This is a genomic window from Inconstantimicrobium porci, from assembly GCF_009696465.1.
Taxonomy (GTDB): Bacteria; Bacillota; Clostridia; order Clostridiales; family Clostridiaceae; genus Inconstantimicrobium; species Inconstantimicrobium porci.
In genome coordinates, this window is sequence record NZ_VULX01000008.1 from 25,305 (window position 1) to 41,841 (window position 16,537).

The following is a 16,537-nucleotide window of genomic DNA, read 5'->3' on the forward strand; positions in this document are numbered from 1 at the left end:
TCTACTTGACAGGGAGCAGTTCACAGCTTGTATAATAGCCGCTTTTTAGTTTAATTATTCAGCTATTACTGAGTCGTTTCCTGCATATATGTTATTAGCAGCATCTTTAATTAATGTTTGTCCAGCCTTTAATATTACTGAAGGATTAGTTGTAACTGATTCGCTTAATGTTACAGTTACTTTATTGTCTGATCCTGTAGCTGTTATTGATTCTATAGTATATCCTGGGATAGATAATACTTTAGCAATTGTATCAGAATCGCTGCTGCTTATTGTTTCGATATTTTCGCTGAATGTTAATTCTATTACCTTATCATTTGAGCCTGACTTTACAGCACTCTTAAGAACTGGAGCAGCTTTATCAGTTCTTGATGTAATAGTTAAAACTGTCGCTAAATCTCCACCAAGTTTGTTTCCTGATAAATCAGCTATTGACTGCTTAGCAGCTATGCTTATTTCAGGTTGGAATGAAGTATCTTCATTTCCTTCAATTATTAGTGTTACAGTGTTAGCAGCATCGTTAGCTCCAACTGTTGCTTTCTTAACTGTTATATTAGAACCGTTTGTAACAACGAAATCTTCTTTGCTAACTGAGTTAGCATCTAACTTTTCGTTAAATGTAAGCACGATTGTTTCTGCAGATTTTAGTACAGCAGTAACGTTATCCTTATCTGGAGCAGTTAAATCTTTTCCTGTAAATAATGCAACTGCACTATTCATATCTAAAGTATTTGGAGTAACTTCTAAGTCTTTTATTATTGAAGCATCGCTAATGTATACTCTGTACTGTTTTCCAGCTATAGTAGATTTAGCAAGAGTTAATTTAATCTTATTGCTGTCATCTCCAGTTAAGCTTTCAGCGTTAGTAACTGATACAGATTCTCCAGTTACAGCATCAGTAACAACAAATTTAGATTCCTGTCCTAAAGCTAAAGCCTGAATTTCTTCGCTGAATGTTAAGATAACTTCGTTATCTCTTTCACCCATAGCAGCTCCAGTCATAGCTGGTTTTATAGTATCAACAACACCCTTGAATGAAACTGCAGCATTAGATGCCTTGTTTCCAGCTAAGTCTGTAATATAGTTGCTAGTAGTTTCTTTAAGAGCAACTGTGTAAGTTTCTCCATTTTCGAAGATAGCTACTGCATTAGAAGATTCTTTGTTAGTTAATGTTATCTTTGAACCTGATACTGTTATTTCAACATCATCGTTAAGTTCAACAACTTTATCACCCTTTTTGATTTCAAAGTTGTTCTTATCTAATGTTCCAACTTCTTTAAGTTCTTCTGATAATTCTATTTCTATAGAAGCACCATTCTTGCAAGTTACAGCGTTTATAACTGGAGCAGTCTTATCTTCTACTGCTGCAAAGTTCTTAGATACTGTATCAACTGTGTTTGTTGAAATTGAATTATCTTTAGCACCTGCAACTGTAATAGTGTATTCGCTTCCTTCTTTAAGTTCTGTAGCAGTAGTAACTCTTACTACCTTTTTGTTTGTAAGTATTTGTGAAGTACTTACACTTACTGCGTTTGCAGTTCCTTTTTCAACAATTGTAATAGTTCCAGCAGCTGACATTTCTTTGCTGAATTCAAGATCTATTACATTTTTAGTCTTAGGAGTAACGTTGTTTAATACAGCTTTAACTTTATCAACACCTGTGAAGTCTTTTTCAGCCTTAGATGAATCTAAGTTTAATAAGTTAGCAACTTTAACAGTGTATTGCTTGTCTTTTTGAGCAGCAGTTGTTAATGTTACAGTTCTGTCTGATGAGTTGTAAACAGCCTTTGTTACTTGTAAAGCAGTTTTGGCATCATCTTTTTCTACTATTGAGTAGTTCTTTACATTTTCAGCTTCTTCTTTTATTAAATCCTGGTTGAATGTTAAAACTACAGTTTTTCCATCTTCTTTATCTCCAACTGGTTTTTCAGCAGATGATAATTCAACAGGAGTTATAACAGCATTAGTAGTAAACTTAACTATAGTGTTTGCAGCTATTGTGTTAGCTATTATAGCAGTATCTTTTAATCCGTTTAATCTTATAGAGTAAAGAGTTTCTCCCTTTAATGCTGAGCTTAAGTTTAATTTAACAGACTTCTTATCTTCTGATACAGTAACTGAAGATATAGCATGAGTTAAGCCAGTTTCAGTTTCGAATAAAGCATAGTTTGATTCTGTATCTAAATTAGCCATTTCTTCGCTGAAGTTTATAGTTATAGTCTTGTTTTCTGCATCGTAAATAGGAGTTTCTACAACTGTTGGAGCAACAACATCTCTTACACCTGTAACTTTTATAGCCTGATTATCAGCTATAACATTACCTGATAAGTCTGCTCCGCCTGTAAGTGCAACATCATATACTTTTCCATCTTCTAAGTATTCTGAAGTATTGCTTAAAGTGATTACTACTTTATTTCCGTCCACTACTGCTTTATTAGTCTTAGCAGTATCTAAAGTACCATCTTCTTTAACAGCTTTTACTGTAGCAGTTACTGATGTGCTAGTTAATTCCTTGCTCATTGTAACTTCGATTTTATTAGCATCGATAGCAACAGCGCTTACTATAACTGGTTTAACTGTATCTTCTATTGCTGTAAATATAACTGATGAACCAGCTGCACTCATAGTATTCTTATTAATAGATACGTCCTGCATTCCTTTTACCGTTAAAGTATACTTTGTATCTTTTGTAAGAGCATTAGCTAAAGTTAATCTTACTGTATCCTTGCCAGTAACTTTTATGCTTGCACCTGTCATGTTTACTGTATTTGCTGTGCCAGCTTCAACTAATGAGTAGTTTGAAATTAGCTGAGCTAAAGCTTCGTTTACGTTTTCTGAGAATTTAATTTCTATAATTCTATCTGATAGTGGCTTAACTGATTTAACTTCTGGTGCTTTGAAGTCGAATGCAGTATCTAAACCGTTTATTCTAAGGTTTCCTTCTTTATTCTTAAGAGAATCTATTGTAAGCTTGTACACTTTGTCAGAAACTTTTTCTACTTTAGAAACATTGATTGCTTTTCCATCAAGAGTTACTGATAAATTAGTAGCTGTTACTTCTGTTGCTGGAGTGTTTTTAAGTGTTACTGTAACAGTTGTTTCGGTAATAGCACTTAAAATGCCATAAAATTCGACAAATGGCAAAAATGGACAAGCTAATAATATAAAGGTGTACAGGTGTTAGTGAAAAACATGAAGTTAATATCAACATTATAAATTAAAATTTTTATATAACATTATATAAATAATAATTAATTTATATTTAAATAAAAAATTAATATTTTAAAAAACAATTAAGTAACAATAATGACAAGCCTTTAAACAAGCCAATTACAAAAAATATGAAAAAATATATCATTGTTGTTATATTGCAATAGAATGTATATATTTTTTTTAAGTTGACATTAAAAGAAAATACTAGTATTTTATACTTGTTATAGTTAAATATTAAAGTTTAATTAAAAATGTATATTAAAAACTTAAAATGGGTAAAATGTGTAAAGAGTATGAAAGGGGATAAAAAGTACAATAATGTTACTACATGAAGTTATAAAAGAATTTGAATATTATCTTAAGATTAGTAATAAAAGTAACGAAACTATAACAGGATATTCAAAAGACATAAACGCTTTTGAAAAATTTGTGGAAGAAAAATACAATGGTCCTGTATATATAGAAGAAATAAAAATTCTTGATATTGAAGATTATCTTCATAGTTTGAAACTTAGAAAATTACAAAATTCAAGTATAAGCAGAAATCTATATACAATAAGATCATTTTGGAATTTTGCATATAAGAATAGATTTGCAAAAGAAAACATAGCTTCTTTTGTAGAAACAATTAAAGTCAAAAGGAAAGAAAGAGAATATCTTACTGAAGCAGAAGTGAAGGAACTTGTACATAATATTGATCATAAACTTATAAGTCTCGTAGTAGAAACACTTTTTTATAGTGGCATGAGAATAAGTGAATGCATAAATTTAAAAGTTAATGATGTGGATTTTGATGATAAGGTTATAAGGGTTATTAATGGAAAAGGTGGCAAGGATAGAAATATTCCTATTAATAAAGATATTATAAATAAATTAAAGTATTACAAAGATCATGAAAGACCTAATAAAAGTGATTATTTTTTCTGTACTGAAAAATCAGGAAGGCTAAGCGCACCATATATAAATAGGATTATTAATGATACAGTTATTAATCTTGGCTGGAGTAAGCATGTAAGTGCACATATATTAAGACATAGTTTTGCGTCATGCCTTATAAAAAAGGGAGTAAATCTTGTACATGTTCAAAAACTTTTAGGACATTCAAACTTAAAAGTTACTTCAATATATACACATACAAATCTTGATGAATTAGCTCAATCCATAGATAAACTATAAATATAGGGGATGAAAGTAAATGCTTGATGAACAAAAATATAATGATTTAAAAGAACAGCATAATAATGATAATAAATATGATGATAAATTTGTATTATCAAAACTTATGGAAGGTAATACAAGAGATGATATTGCCAAAATGCTTGGACATAAGAACTATCGCAGCATAGATATGTATATGAGAAGGAAAGGATATATATGGAATAGTGAAAAACAGTTATATGTCATTAAAGTATCTAGTGATTTTCAAGAAGACATACATGATATAAATAATGATAAGATACAGCGCATACTTACATATTTCAATATGGGAATGGATCCTATGGAGATTGCTAAGCGTATAGGTTTTAAAGACCATAAAGCAATGGCTGTTTATATGAAAGGAAAAGACTATGTATGGTCGTCTGAAAAGAATAATTATGTTTTAGATAGAGGGGTAAAGGATAGTCATACTTTGCGTTCGAATAATGAAGCAAGTGAAAGTTCTATATATAATAATGAAGAAAAAAATGAAAACACTAATTTTTCATCAATACCTGAAGAGATAGCTGAACTTCTTCCTATGCTTAAAATGATAAATAAAAATAAAGATAAGCTAGTGCAGATGCTTTCTATTGGTACTAATGGAACAATACCACGATATGTTATAGGCGGAATAGGAATTACGAAGTCTTTATGTATGTCACATCTTCTTTCTGAACTAGTAAAAGAATTCAGCAGAGAAAAAAATATAAGTCAGAGAGAGATATTTGAAGTAGCTATTGTTGAATTCCTTATGAAATATGGTTATGCAAATGAAGTTAATATGCTTTTGAAAAAACATAATGATTAATAATTCTATGAAAAGAAGGAAAGCACTGTTATAATATAGACATATATAAAATTTGTTAGGAGGGATAAAAATGAATATTAATGATTTTAATATACATTATATAGATAATAGGAAACATAATGATTTATACGAGAAAGTAATCAAAGAATCTCTTCAAGATGTAACAATAAATGAGGGAGAAGTAAAGATTTATACAGTATTCATGGAAGAGGATGATGAAAAGGTTAAAGCTTCACTGATACTTTTAAATGCGGCTCCTTCAAAGATTAATTTTGAAAATATAGATATCATATTTAAAAATGAGCAGTCTGGAGATGCTGTTAATGAAAGCTGCGATTTCACGTTTGTTGGAATTTTACCATCAAACACAATTACACCATTTGAATTGGAATTTAATAAAGATGATTTTAGCAATATAAAATGTGATGTTAGTGAATTAAAAGCAGTATTTAATACAAAAATGACTGCACATGGCTCTGTAATAATATCAAATCTTGATGTAGCTGAAGATGTGAGATTTGAAGATAAAGTGCAGGCAAAGATGTATTTAAAGGGGTTAAAACCTCTGAAAAAAGATTCTATAACAATTAACGCTTTTGATAAATATTTTTCGGGAAATACTATTATAGTGCCTATAATTGTTATGAATTCATATGATAAGAATGCAACAATTAAAGGTTTTTCAGTTGTATTAAAGGATGCTCTTGATAATGTTAGTGGTGTAAAAAAAGTAGACAGCCCTATTAGTGTAGCGGCTAAGTCAGCTTCTCTTGTTAATGTGATATTTGAATCAACTGATTTAAAAGATGCAATTAACACATACAAGTTCTGCACTGTTGCAATTTCTTAATTTATTAGCATAGAATTTAGTGAGACTGTATCACAACTAATTAGAAATTGTTGTATACAGTCTCTTTTTTGTGTAAAAAATTAATTATAGACTCATATAAAAAATGAATTGTTAATGTTGCAGTCAAATTTATCTGGTTTTATCGAGTACTTTTACTAAATATGCTAAATTTTATGTTAGAGTATAATTTTTGTAGGCAGGAAAATTTACAAAAAATAAAGGAGATGTAAAAACATCTCCACAATACATAAATTATCCATTATAATTTAATTGTCGATATTAAATGAATGGAGCTGAGTTTATGTATGATTTAAGTTTAAATGAAAAAGGAATAAGTTTCAAGGAGCTAGAGAAGAAAATTTATAAATATGCATGCGATACCGCTTGCGAATTAATGAAGTCAGTGTTGGAAACTTTAGATCAAAAGCTGATGGTTGAGAGAGATACTAAGCTGTATCGAAATAAGGGTATTAGAAAGACATGTGTTAAGACAATAATGGGTGATGTAGAGTATTCCAGAAGAATATACGAGATTAAACAGGATGATGGCAGAAAAGTTACTAAGTATTTGTTAGATGAATATTTAAATATGGACATTATAGGCAATATTTTAGTTAACCTTACAGAATCTATTTTAAACAATATTACAGAAGTTTCTTATAGAAAGACTTCTGATAACATAAAGAATAAAAGACTTTCAGAAACTGTTGATAAAATATATAAAAATATAATTCCAGAGTCAGTATTAAGAGATGTTATTATTAATACACCGCTATCAGCTAAAAAAGTAGATGCTGGTAATAATAAACCTGATATTTATCCACTGAAGACTGCATCAATACCGTACAGCTCTGCTGCCGTAACACTAGGTCGAAAAGTAATACGAAATTTATGTGGATTAAAAGATTTTGGAGATTTATCATATACATAAAATAGATTTATAGGGAAGGGAAAAAATACAATTTATATGTAAAATAATGAATAATTAATAAAAAGTTTAAAAAGTTATATTTTTGCCAACATTTACTTGACACAAACTTTTTATTATAGCTATGTTATAATACGTAAAATTTTGCTATAATAAAGTGTATTAGCATAAACGGAAGGAGTATAACATGAAGTTAATATTTAAGAAAGACTTGATTATATACATGCCATTTCTTTTGGCAGTATCAATGTTTTCAAAATATTCTTTAGTATATATACCATTTATATTAGTTCTCATAAAAGATATTTATTTAATAAATAAGAAAAAAAATAATGTAGAGAAGTTTTTGTTTAAAAATCTTGTCTATTCTGTAATGCTTCCTGATAATTTTATAGTTATATTTTTTACAGGATTGCTATTCCTTTATTTTGTAGTGTCATATTTAAGAAATAAAAAGAGATTAATTATAAACAAGAGCTTTATGATTATATTTATATTGCTGATTTCAATGTTTATGATAAATATAGTTATCCATAGGGTTCCTATTAACAATATATTCTTGTATTTGATGTATAACTTTGTATTTGCTGTTGTACCTATTGTTTTTATGGCTTTTAATGTAGAAGAATATGAAACAATAGATAAAGCACTTAATACTGCTATAATAATGCAGGGAATATCTATACTGGCAGTGGTTATATTTAATATTCATATTGTGATGGACAATCTTTTTGGAGATTGGAGTATAGGTACCATGGGTGTCAGTCAGGGAGTTCAGCTTTTTAGCTTGATGATTTTCACAGCAGTTAAGCTATTGTCAAAATATTTAAAGACAAAGCAATATGAATATCTAATATTTTTCATAATAGCTACTGTATTATCACTTTCAACTGTATCACTTACAAATACAGCTATATTTTTTGTTTCAATTATAGCGTTCTTTGTAGTATACAAGCTTAATAGAAAAGTAAAATTGATGATGGTTGGAGTAATAGCAGTTTTAATGTGTATATTCTGGTTTGGTTCAGATCCTTTTGTAAGAGAACAGTTTACAAAAATCGCTTTTAACAGCGAATTCAGGGTAAGCAGGGTTAAAAAACTTGAAACATATGAAGATACATATATAAGTCTGCCTAAGAAAGATTTAAAGGCAGGGCTTATAGGTGTGGGAGCAGGTAATTATTCTTCAAGGGCTGCACTTACAGCATCAGGATACTATACATCATGGTATAATTCTTCAAGATTTAAAACTAGTATAAATAAATATGCACGCAAATATATAAGACCTCGTATTTTTAGTAATATTGGAGTATCGCTTCTTGAAACACCAACTTCACAATATATAAGCATCATGGGTGAATATGGATATATAGGTGTGGCTGTTTTTGCAGCAATAGCAATATTGGTGTTTATAAAGAGCGGGGATTTTAATAAGCTTCTTATATTATATTTTTTAATGACATGCTTTTTTGATAACTATTTTGAATATCCTAAAATAATGTTGACGATGTATTTGTGTTGCTTTATCATAAAAAAAGATAATGAGATAATGTGCGAGAATAGCTAGAGGAGAGATTTATATGGCTTTTATAGATAAAATAATGAGCAAAGTTAATTCATCGGAAGTGAAAAAACTTTCAAAGACTGCAGACAAGGTTATTGCTCTTCAGAGTAAATATGAAGCAATGAGCGATGAAGAAATAAGAAAGTGCAGCAAAGATTTAAAAGAACGTGTTCAGAATGGAGAAAGTTTGGACAACGTTCTTGTTGAAGCATTTGCAATTGCAAGAGAAGCCGATGCTAGAATACTTAAAAAAAGACCTTTTAAAGTTCAGATAATGGGAGGTATAGTTCTGCATCAGGGAAGAATAGCAGAAATGAAAACAGGAGAAGGAAAAACTCTTGTGGCAACTCTTCCTGCTTATCTTAATGCACTTAGTGGTAATGGTGTTCATGTAATCACAGTTAATGATTACCTGGCTAAAGTTGGTGCAGAAGAAATGAGCAAAGTTTATGAGTTTTTAGGACTTACTACGGGGGTTATTCTTCCTGATATGTCCAATGAGGATAAAAAGGATGCTTATAACTGTGATATTACTTATGGTATAAACTCAGAATTTGGTTTTGACTACTTAAGAGATAACATGGTTAAATCTTATGATGAAAAAGTTCAGAGAGGATTTAATTTTTGTATAGTTGATGAAGTTGATTCAATTCTTATTGATGAAGCAAGAACTCCGCTAATAGTATCAGCTAAGGGGAAAAAGGCATCAGAACTTTATAAAATTGCAGATTACTTTGTAAAAAGCTTAGATGAAGATGTTGATTATGAAGTAGATCACAAAACAAAAACTGTAATTCTTACTGAAGAAGGTGTAAGCAAAGCAGAAAAATATTATAATGTAGAAAATTTCAGTGATCTTGAAAATTTTGCAATAAAGCATCATACTTATCAGGCTTTGAGAGCTAATTATATAATGACTAAGGAAGTTGATTATATAGTAAGTGATAATGAAGTTTTAATTGTAGATGAGTTTACAGGAAGAGTTATGGATGGAAGAAGATTTTCTGATGGACTTCATGAAGCTATTGAAGCTAAAGAAGGACTTCAGCAAAAAGAAGAAAGCCGTACAATGGCATCTATAACTTATCAGAATTTCTTTAAAATGTACAAGAAACTTTCAGGTATGACTGGTACTGCTAAAACAGAAGAATATGAATTTAATGAAATTTTCAATCTTGATGTAGTTGTAATTCCTACTAATAAACCTATTGCCAGAGTAGATAATAAGGATGTTCTTTATGCTACTGAATATGATAAGTTTAAGGCTGTAGTAGAAGAAATAAAAAAGACACATGAAAGTGGACAACCAGTACTTGTGGGCACTACTTCTATAGACAAATCTGAGCTCTTATCTTTTATGCTTAAGAGAGCTGGTATACATCATACAGTGCTTAATGCAAAATATCATGAAAAAGAAGCTAAGATTGTTGCTAAGGCTGGACAAAAGGGTGCAGTTACAATAGCTACTAATATGGCTGGACGTGGTACTGATATACTTCTTGGTGAAGGTGTAACTGAACTTGGAGGATTAAAAGTAATAGGTACTGAAAGACATGATTCTCAGAGGATAGACAATCAGCTTAGAGGACGTTCTGGAAGACAGGGAGATGTAGGAGAATCAATTTTCTACTTATCATTAGAAGATGATCTTCTTAAGAATCATATGTCTGAGAGTGATAAAAACTATTTCGAAAAGAAGAAGAAGAACTTTGAAGATGGGAAACCAATAATACTTCCTAATGTTCAGAAAGCAATTAATCATGCTCAAAAAGCTGTCGAGAGTGATAACTTTGAAACAAGAAAGAACCTTATTAAGTATGATAATGTCACAAGTAAGCAGATGGAAGTATTGTATGAGCAGAGAGATCTTGTGCTTAAGAGTGACAATTTAAAAGATAAAATTTTATCTATGGCTGACGATGTTATCATAGATAACACTGCTAAGGAACAAAAGGATACAATTAGTGCTCTTAATGGTATTTTTGATATGGAGTATGATAAAGATCCTGAAGATAGTATGACAACAATATGTAAGTGGTACAAAGAGAAGTTTAAGGAAAACGTAGATAAAAAAGAAGAAGAAATGCCAGAGAGATTTAATGAAATAATACGAACTGCTCTTATTACTATCATAGATGATGTATGGGTGGATCATCTTCAGTCTATAGAACATTTAAAACAGTATATTGTATTAAAGCAGTATAAGCAGATGGATCCTGCACAGGCTTTCATGATAGAAGGTGCAGATATGTTTAAGGAATCAATGCTAAATATTAAAAAAGATATTGTTATGTTTGTAAGCAGTATGAAGTTATAAAATTATATTATAAGTGAAAATATTATGTAACTTATATTTCAATTTTAGGAAGGAAAAAATAAATGATTAATATTCTCTATTTAAATGTTGGAGCAGAGCTATATGGTGCTGATGTGATACTGCTTGAGATATTGAAAAATATTGACAAGTCAAAATTTAAGCCATATGTTATTCTGCCCAATGATGGGCCGCTTGTAAAAGAACTTGAAAAACAAAATATTGAAGTGAAGATTATTAGATATCCTATACTTAGAAGAAAGTACTTTAATATAAAAGGAATTATAGAATATACTTCGCAGTTTTTAAAGTCTTCAAAGATACTCCTAAAATTTTGTGTAGATAATAATATTGACTTGATACATAGCAATACATCGGCAGTTTTGGAGGGAGCTTATATTTATAAGAAACTTCGAATAAAGCATATTTGGCATGTTCATGAGATGATAAGCAAGCCTAAAATTTTCTGTAAAGTAATGAATGTTCTGCTTTTTAGAAGATGCGATGAGATTTTGACAGTGTCTAATGCTGTGAAAACACATCTTCTTAAGGGTACTAAAAATGATCCATCAAAGATTAAAGTTATCCACAATGGTATTGATTTGAAAGTATTTAGTAAACAAAATGATACAAATTATTTGAAAAAAGAGTTTAATATAAAAAATGAGTGCATTATTGGATTCGTTGGCAGAATAAACGCCATAAAAGGTCAAGAAGAATTTGTAATGGCTGCAGAAAATGTGTTTAAGAATACGAAAAATACAAAAGCTATAATAGTAGGAAGTGCTTTTGAAGGTCAGGAATGGCGAGTAGAGGAATTGCTTAAAAAGATTAACAACAGCAGATATAAGGATAGATTTATATTCACTGGTTATAGAAACGACGCGCCTAATATTCAAAATTTAATTGATGTATTTGTGCTGCCATCAATAGAATATGATTCATTTCCAACAGTAGTTCTTGAAGCAATGGCTTGTTCGAAACCAGTTGTTGCATATAGATGCGGTGGCGTTGTCGAGATGATAAACAATGGTAAAAGTGGGTTTGTTGTGGAACAGAATGATTTAAAGTCTTTATCGGAGTGCATAGAAAAGCTTGTTAATGATGAAGAACTTAGAAAAAAGATGGGTAATAGAGGAAGAAGGATAATGCAGGAGAAGTTTTCTGTGAATGGTTATATCAGCCGCATTGAAAAATTATATCTTAATATAATGTAGATTAATACAATGCAGGAAATTTATAAATTAGACAAAATAGAACAAAAATATTATAATAATTGTGACAAAAATACTGTATTTTTTTGTTAGTAAAAGTCAAAAATTTAGTACAAGTTGACGAAATACATTTATGGAGGAATTATTGGTGGACAATAATAAGAAGAATGAAGAGCAGAGTCATTTAAAAAACAGTATATATGAATTTGTAAAAAGAATTGGAGATATTGTACTGTCTTTATTGGGTATTATAGCTACATCGCCTATTATGATTATAGTTTCAATAATAATAAAATTAGAAGATGGCGGGGAAATAATATTCTCTCAAGAAAGAGTCGGCAAGGATGGAAAACTCTTCAGAATGTATAAGTTTAGGTCTATGAAGCCTAATGCGGAAGAAATTAAAGAAAAGCTTATGAATAAGAATGAAATGTCAGGACCAATGTTTAAAATTAAGGACGATCCAAGAATAACTAAGATAGGGCGTTTTATTAGAAGAACTTCTATTGATGAGCTTCCTCAGTTACTTAATGTTCTAAAAGGTGAAATGAGTATTGTAGGACCAAGACCTAGCTTGCCACATGAGGTAGAAGAGTTTGAACCTTGGATGCTTAAAAGATTAGAAGTGAGACCTGGACTTACGTGTTTTTGGCAAGTATGTGGTAGAAATTCAATAGACTTTGAAAATTGGATGAAACTAGATGTAAAATATGTAAATGAACGCAATTTATTATTGGATATTAAGTTGATACTTATGACATTTAAAGTCTTTTTAGGCGATGAAAATGCAAGCTGATTTATTATGATTATACATTAGTGAATTAGTTATAATTGAATCCACAATAACGACATCCTTTCATGGTCATTCTTGTTTTATATGAGATTCAATTTTAACATGAAATTAGGTGGGCGTTGTTTTTTTACAAAAAACTTCCGAAACCTTGATATATAAATGATTTAAAAATTAAAAGTGTGAAAAAACTGTACACTAATGACTAACAAAAAGGAGTTTTTTATGAAAGGGATAATACTAGCAGGGGGAAGCGGAACAAGACTATACCCAGTAACAAAAGTAATGTCAAAACAAATGATTCCAATATATGACAAGCCAATGATATATTATCCAATGTCAGTATTAATGTTGGCGGGAATTAGAGATATATTAATAATATCAACACCAAGAGATATTATTAATTTTAAAGAACTATTTAAGGATGGTTTTGATTTGGGACTTAATATAGAGTATGCAGTTCAGGAAAAACCTAATGGTCTTGCAGAAGCATTTATAATAGGCGAAAAATTTATTGGTGATGATAGTGTGGCTATGGTTTTGGGAGATAACATATTCTATGGACAAAGTTTTACAAGTCATTTAAAAAAGGCTGCATCTATTAAAGATGGAGCGTATGTATTTGGTTATTATGTTCAGAATCCAAAAGCTTTTGGTGTAGTTGAATTTGATGAAAATAATAACGTTATATCTTTAGAAGAAAAGCCTGAGCATCCAAAATCTAAGTATGCCGTGCCGGGGCTATACTTCTATGATAATTCTGTTGTTCAGAGAGCAAAGGATATTAAGCCTTCTCAAAGAGGCGAACTTGAAATTACAGATCTTAATAAAAGCTATATGAATGAAGGAAAGCTTAAAGTACAGCTTTTAGGTAGAGGAATGGCATGGCTTGATACAGGTACCCATTCTTCTATGCTTCAGGCATCAAATTTTGTTGAGGCGGTTCAAAATACACAGGGTACGTATATAGCATGTTTAGAAGAAATAGCTTATAGACAGGGATGGATTGATAAAAATAAAGTATTACAGTTGGCTAAGCCTTTGATGAAAACAGGCTATGGAAAATATCTTGTAGATATAGTAGAAGAAACAGAGAATAAGTGATGTTAGGAGTGTTTATTCATGTCTAATTTTATATTTAATAAGACAGAAATTGAAGGAGTTTATATTATAGAAAATAAAGTATTCGGAGATAATAGGGGATACTTTATGGAAACTTATAATAAGGAACAGTTTGCAGAAGCTGGTCTTAACATGACTTTTGTTCAGGATAATGAATCAAAATCTACAAAAGGAGTTCTTAGAGGGCTTCATTTTCAGAGAAAACATAGTCAGGGTAAACTTGTAAGAGTTACAAATGGTGAAGTTTTTGATGTTGCTGTAGATTTAAGAAAGAGTTCTAAAACTTATGGAAAATGGGTTGGAGTTATCTTGAGCTCTGAAAATAAGAAGCAGTTCTATATTCCGGAAGGTTTCGCACATGGATTCCTAGTACTTTCGGATGAAGCTACATTCAACTATAAGTGTACTGATTTCTATGCTCCAGAATATGATGGCGGAGTTATGTGGGACGATAAGGATATTAATATTGAATGGCCTATGGAAGGTATAGAAAATATTATATTATCAGAAAAAGATAAAAAACATCCTTCATTTAATGAACTAGATTTAAGTTCTTACGAAGCATTTAAGTAGAATGGAGGTCTATTATGAAAATCTTAATTACAGGATCTAATGGGCAGCTTGGAAATGAACTTCAGGATATTATAAAGACTGGAAGAGCAGAGATTGGGGTTGTTTCAGAAACAATAAAAAATGCAGAAGTGCTTGCTGTAGATGTTGATAAACTTGATATTACGAATTTAAAACAAGTTAAAAAAGTATTGACTGATGAAAAACCTGATGTCGTTATTAACTGTGCGGCGGCTACAAATGTTGACGGGTGCGAAAATAACGAGGATTTTGCTTTTAGAGTTAATGCATTAGGTCCAAGAAACTTAGCAATGGTATGTAATGAGATAGGTGCCAAACTTGTTCAGGTTTCTACTGATTATGTATTTAGTGGTAAAGGAAGTACTCCTTTAAATGAAAGTTATGTACCAGCTCCAGTAAGTTCATATGGTAGAACTAAGCTCTTAGGAGAAAAATATGTTGAAGAGTTCTGCAAAAAGAACTTTATTGTAAGAACTGCATGGCTTTACGGAAAAGTCGGACACAACTTTGTATATACAATGATAAAGCTTGGAAAAGAAAAGGATGCTATAACTGTAGTTAATGACCAAAGAGGTAATCCTACTAATGCAAATGATCTTGCATACCATATACTTAGACTTATTGAAACAGAAGAATATGGTGTTTATCACTGCACAGGTAAGGGAGAATGTTCCTGGTATGACTTTGCTAAAAGAATAATCGAACTTTCAGGTGGAAAGTGTAAAGTTAACTCATGTACTTCAGAAGAATATAAAACAAAAATTAATCCTAATTCAGCAGATAGACCTGAATATTCATCACTTGATAATATGATGCTTAGAAATACTATTGGTGATGATATGAGGGACTGGGAAGATGCAATAAAAACATTTGTGGAGGATGTAAAGTAAAATGAAAACATATTTAGTAACTGGCGGAGCCGGATTTATAGGATCAAACTTTATTATATATATGCTAAACAAACATAAGGATATCAAGATAATAAACCTTGATAAGCTTACTTATGCAGGAAATCTTGAAAATCTTAAGTCTGTAGAAAATGATGAAAGATATTCTTTTGTACAGGGAGATATATGTGACAAAGAACTTGTAACAAAGATATTCGATGAAAATGAAGTTGATTATGTTGTTCACTTTGCAGCAGAATCTCACGTTGATAGAAGTATAAGAGAACCAGAAATATTTGCTCAGACTAATGTATTAGGAACTGTTAACTTACTTAATTGTGCAAAGGACGCTTGGGAAACAGAAAATGGTTGGAAAGAAGGAGTTAAGTTCTTACATGTTTCAACTGATGAAGTTTATGGTTCTTTAGGAGAGACAGGATATTTTATGGAAACAACTCCACTAGACCCTCACAGCCCATACTCATCAAGCAAGGCTGGATCAGACTTAATGGTTAAGGCATACCACGATACTTATAAGATGCCTATTAACATCACAAGATGTTCAAATAACTATGGACCATTTCAGTTTCCAGAAAAGCTTATACCACTATTAATAAATAACTGTCTTCAACATAAGGATTTACCAGTATACGGAGATGGAATGAACATAAGAGACTGGTTATTTGTTGAAGATCATGCAAAAGCTATAGATATGGTTATAACAAACGGAAAATCAGGAGAAGTCTATAATGTAGGCGGACATAATGAAAGAAACAACATTACTATTGTCAAAACTGTAGTAAACTACATTCATGAAAATGTAGATAAAGAAGTAACAGAAGACTTAATTAAATATGTTGAAGATAGAAAAGGGCACGATAGAAGATACGGAATAGCACCAGATAAGATCAAAGCAGAACTTGGCTGGTATCCAGAAACTACATTTGAAGTTGGTATAATGAAGACTATTAAGTGGTATCTTGATAATCAGGAATGGATGAAGAATGTAACTTCAGGAGATTATCAGAAGTATTATGAAAAGATGTATAAGTAAAT

At 30.7% G+C, this 16,537-nt stretch carries 12 protein-coding genes and 1 pseudogene; 12 read left to right on the forward strand and 1 reads right to left on the reverse strand.

The genetic code is table 11. The annotated features are described in order from the left end of the window. Positions 1-54 precede the first annotated feature (54 nt). Positions 55-3,144, reverse strand: a complete 3,090-nt coding sequence (locus FYJ33_RS07195; RefSeq protein WP_154531066.1) for an Ig-like domain-containing protein — start codon at positions 3,142-3,144, stop codon at positions 55-57. A 387-nt stretch (positions 3,145-3,531) separates the two neighbouring features. Here FYJ33_RS07195 and FYJ33_RS07200 point away from each other — a divergent pair, with 387 nt between their 5' ends. The 12 genes and pseudogenes from FYJ33_RS07200 (at position 3,532) to rfbB (ending at position 16,535) form a co-directional block, all read left to right on the forward strand. After that, positions 3,532-4,389 carry a tyrosine-type recombinase/integrase gene (locus FYJ33_RS07200; RefSeq protein ID WP_154531067.1) on the forward strand — a complete coding sequence of 286 codons (858 nt, stop codon included), beginning with the start codon at positions 3,532-3,534 and terminating at the stop codon, positions 4,387-4,389. A gap of 19 nt (positions 4,390-4,408) precedes the next feature. Next, positions 4,409-5,221, forward strand: a complete 813-nt coding sequence (locus tag FYJ33_RS07205; RefSeq protein ID WP_154531068.1) for a hypothetical protein — start codon at positions 4,409-4,411, stop codon at positions 5,219-5,221. A 70-nt stretch (positions 5,222-5,291) separates the two neighbouring features. Continuing rightward, the gene (locus FYJ33_RS07210; protein ID WP_154531069.1) at positions 5,292-6,071 is read left to right on the forward strand and encodes an SLAP domain-containing protein; all 780 of its coding nucleotides are present in this window, start codon (positions 5,292-5,294) and stop codon (positions 6,069-6,071) included. 301 nt (positions 6,072-6,372) lie between these two features. After that, on the forward strand, positions 6,373-7,002 hold the full coding sequence (locus FYJ33_RS07215) for a UPF0236 family transposase-like protein (protein ID WP_206046637.1): 630 nt from the start codon (positions 6,373-6,375) through the stop codon (positions 7,000-7,002). Between the two features lie 184 nt (positions 7,003-7,186). Further along, positions 7,187-8,566, forward strand: coding sequence for a hypothetical protein (locus FYJ33_RS07220; protein WP_154531071.1), 1,380 nt, complete (start codon positions 7,187-7,189; stop codon positions 8,564-8,566). A gap of 13 nt (positions 8,567-8,579) precedes the next feature. After that, positions 8,580-10,859: pseudogene (gene secA / locus FYJ33_RS07225) on the forward strand (preprotein translocase subunit SecA); the annotation flags it as partial. Positions 10,860-10,942: 83 nt separating this feature from the next. Then, positions 10,943-12,094 carry a glycosyltransferase family 4 protein gene (locus FYJ33_RS07230; RefSeq protein ID WP_154531073.1) on the forward strand — a complete coding sequence of 384 codons (1,152 nt, stop codon included), beginning with the start codon at positions 10,943-10,945 and terminating at the stop codon, positions 12,092-12,094. A 130-nt stretch (positions 12,095-12,224) separates the two neighbouring features. Then, a complete protein-coding gene (locus FYJ33_RS07235) occupies positions 12,225-12,887 on the forward strand; it encodes a sugar transferase (protein WP_154531074.1) in 663 nt (220 codons plus the stop codon). A 219-nt stretch (positions 12,888-13,106) separates the two neighbouring features. Further along, entirely contained in the window at positions 13,107-13,985 is an 879-nt protein-coding gene (rfbA, locus tag FYJ33_RS07240; protein ID WP_154531075.1) for a glucose-1-phosphate thymidylyltransferase RfbA, read from the forward strand. An 18-nt stretch (positions 13,986-14,003) separates the two neighbouring features. Next, on the forward strand, positions 14,004-14,576 hold the full coding sequence (gene rfbC / locus FYJ33_RS07245; RefSeq protein WP_154531076.1) for a dTDP-4-dehydrorhamnose 3,5-epimerase: 573 nt from the start codon (positions 14,004-14,006) through the stop codon (positions 14,574-14,576). Between the two features lie 14 nt (positions 14,577-14,590). After that, positions 14,591-15,484, forward strand: coding sequence for a dTDP-4-dehydrorhamnose reductase (gene rfbD, locus FYJ33_RS07250; protein WP_154531077.1), 894 nt, complete (start codon positions 14,591-14,593; stop codon positions 15,482-15,484). A gap of 1 nt (position 15,485) precedes the next feature. Further along, complete coding sequence (gene rfbB / locus FYJ33_RS07255; RefSeq protein WP_154531078.1) at positions 15,486-16,535, forward strand: dTDP-glucose 4,6-dehydratase; 1,050 nt, start codon at positions 15,486-15,488, stop codon at positions 16,533-16,535. Positions 16,536-16,537: the final 2 nt, after the last annotated feature.

Coding starts and splice junctions, on each gene's coding strand:
- FYJ33_RS07200 (WP_154531067.1), top strand. CDS start 3,532: ATGTTACTACATGAAGTTATAAAAGAATTTGAATATTATCTTAAGATT.
- FYJ33_RS07205 (WP_154531068.1), top strand. CDS start 4,409: ATGCTTGATGAACAAAAATATAATGATTTAAAAGAACAGCATAATAAT.
- FYJ33_RS07210 (WP_154531069.1), top strand. CDS start 5,292: ATGAATATTAATGATTTTAATATACATTATATAGATAATAGGAAACAT.
- FYJ33_RS07215 (WP_206046637.1), top strand. CDS start 6,373: ATGTATGATTTAAGTTTAAATGAAAAAGGAATAAGTTTCAAGGAGCTA.
- FYJ33_RS07220 (WP_154531071.1), top strand. CDS start 7,187: ATGAAGTTAATATTTAAGAAAGACTTGATTATATACATGCCATTTCTT.
- FYJ33_RS07230 (WP_154531073.1), top strand. CDS start 10,943: ATGATTAATATTCTCTATTTAAATGTTGGAGCAGAGCTATATGGTGCT.
- FYJ33_RS07235 (WP_154531074.1), top strand. CDS start 12,225: ATGGAGGAATTATTGGTGGACAATAATAAGAAGAATGAAGAGCAGAGT.
- rfbA (WP_154531075.1), top strand. CDS start 13,107: ATGAAAGGGATAATACTAGCAGGGGGAAGCGGAACAAGACTATACCCA.
- rfbC (WP_154531076.1), top strand. CDS start 14,004: ATGTCTAATTTTATATTTAATAAGACAGAAATTGAAGGAGTTTATATT.
- rfbD (WP_154531077.1), top strand. CDS start 14,591: ATGAAAATCTTAATTACAGGATCTAATGGGCAGCTTGGAAATGAACTT.
- rfbB (WP_154531078.1), top strand. CDS start 15,486: ATGAAAACATATTTAGTAACTGGCGGAGCCGGATTTATAGGATCAAAC.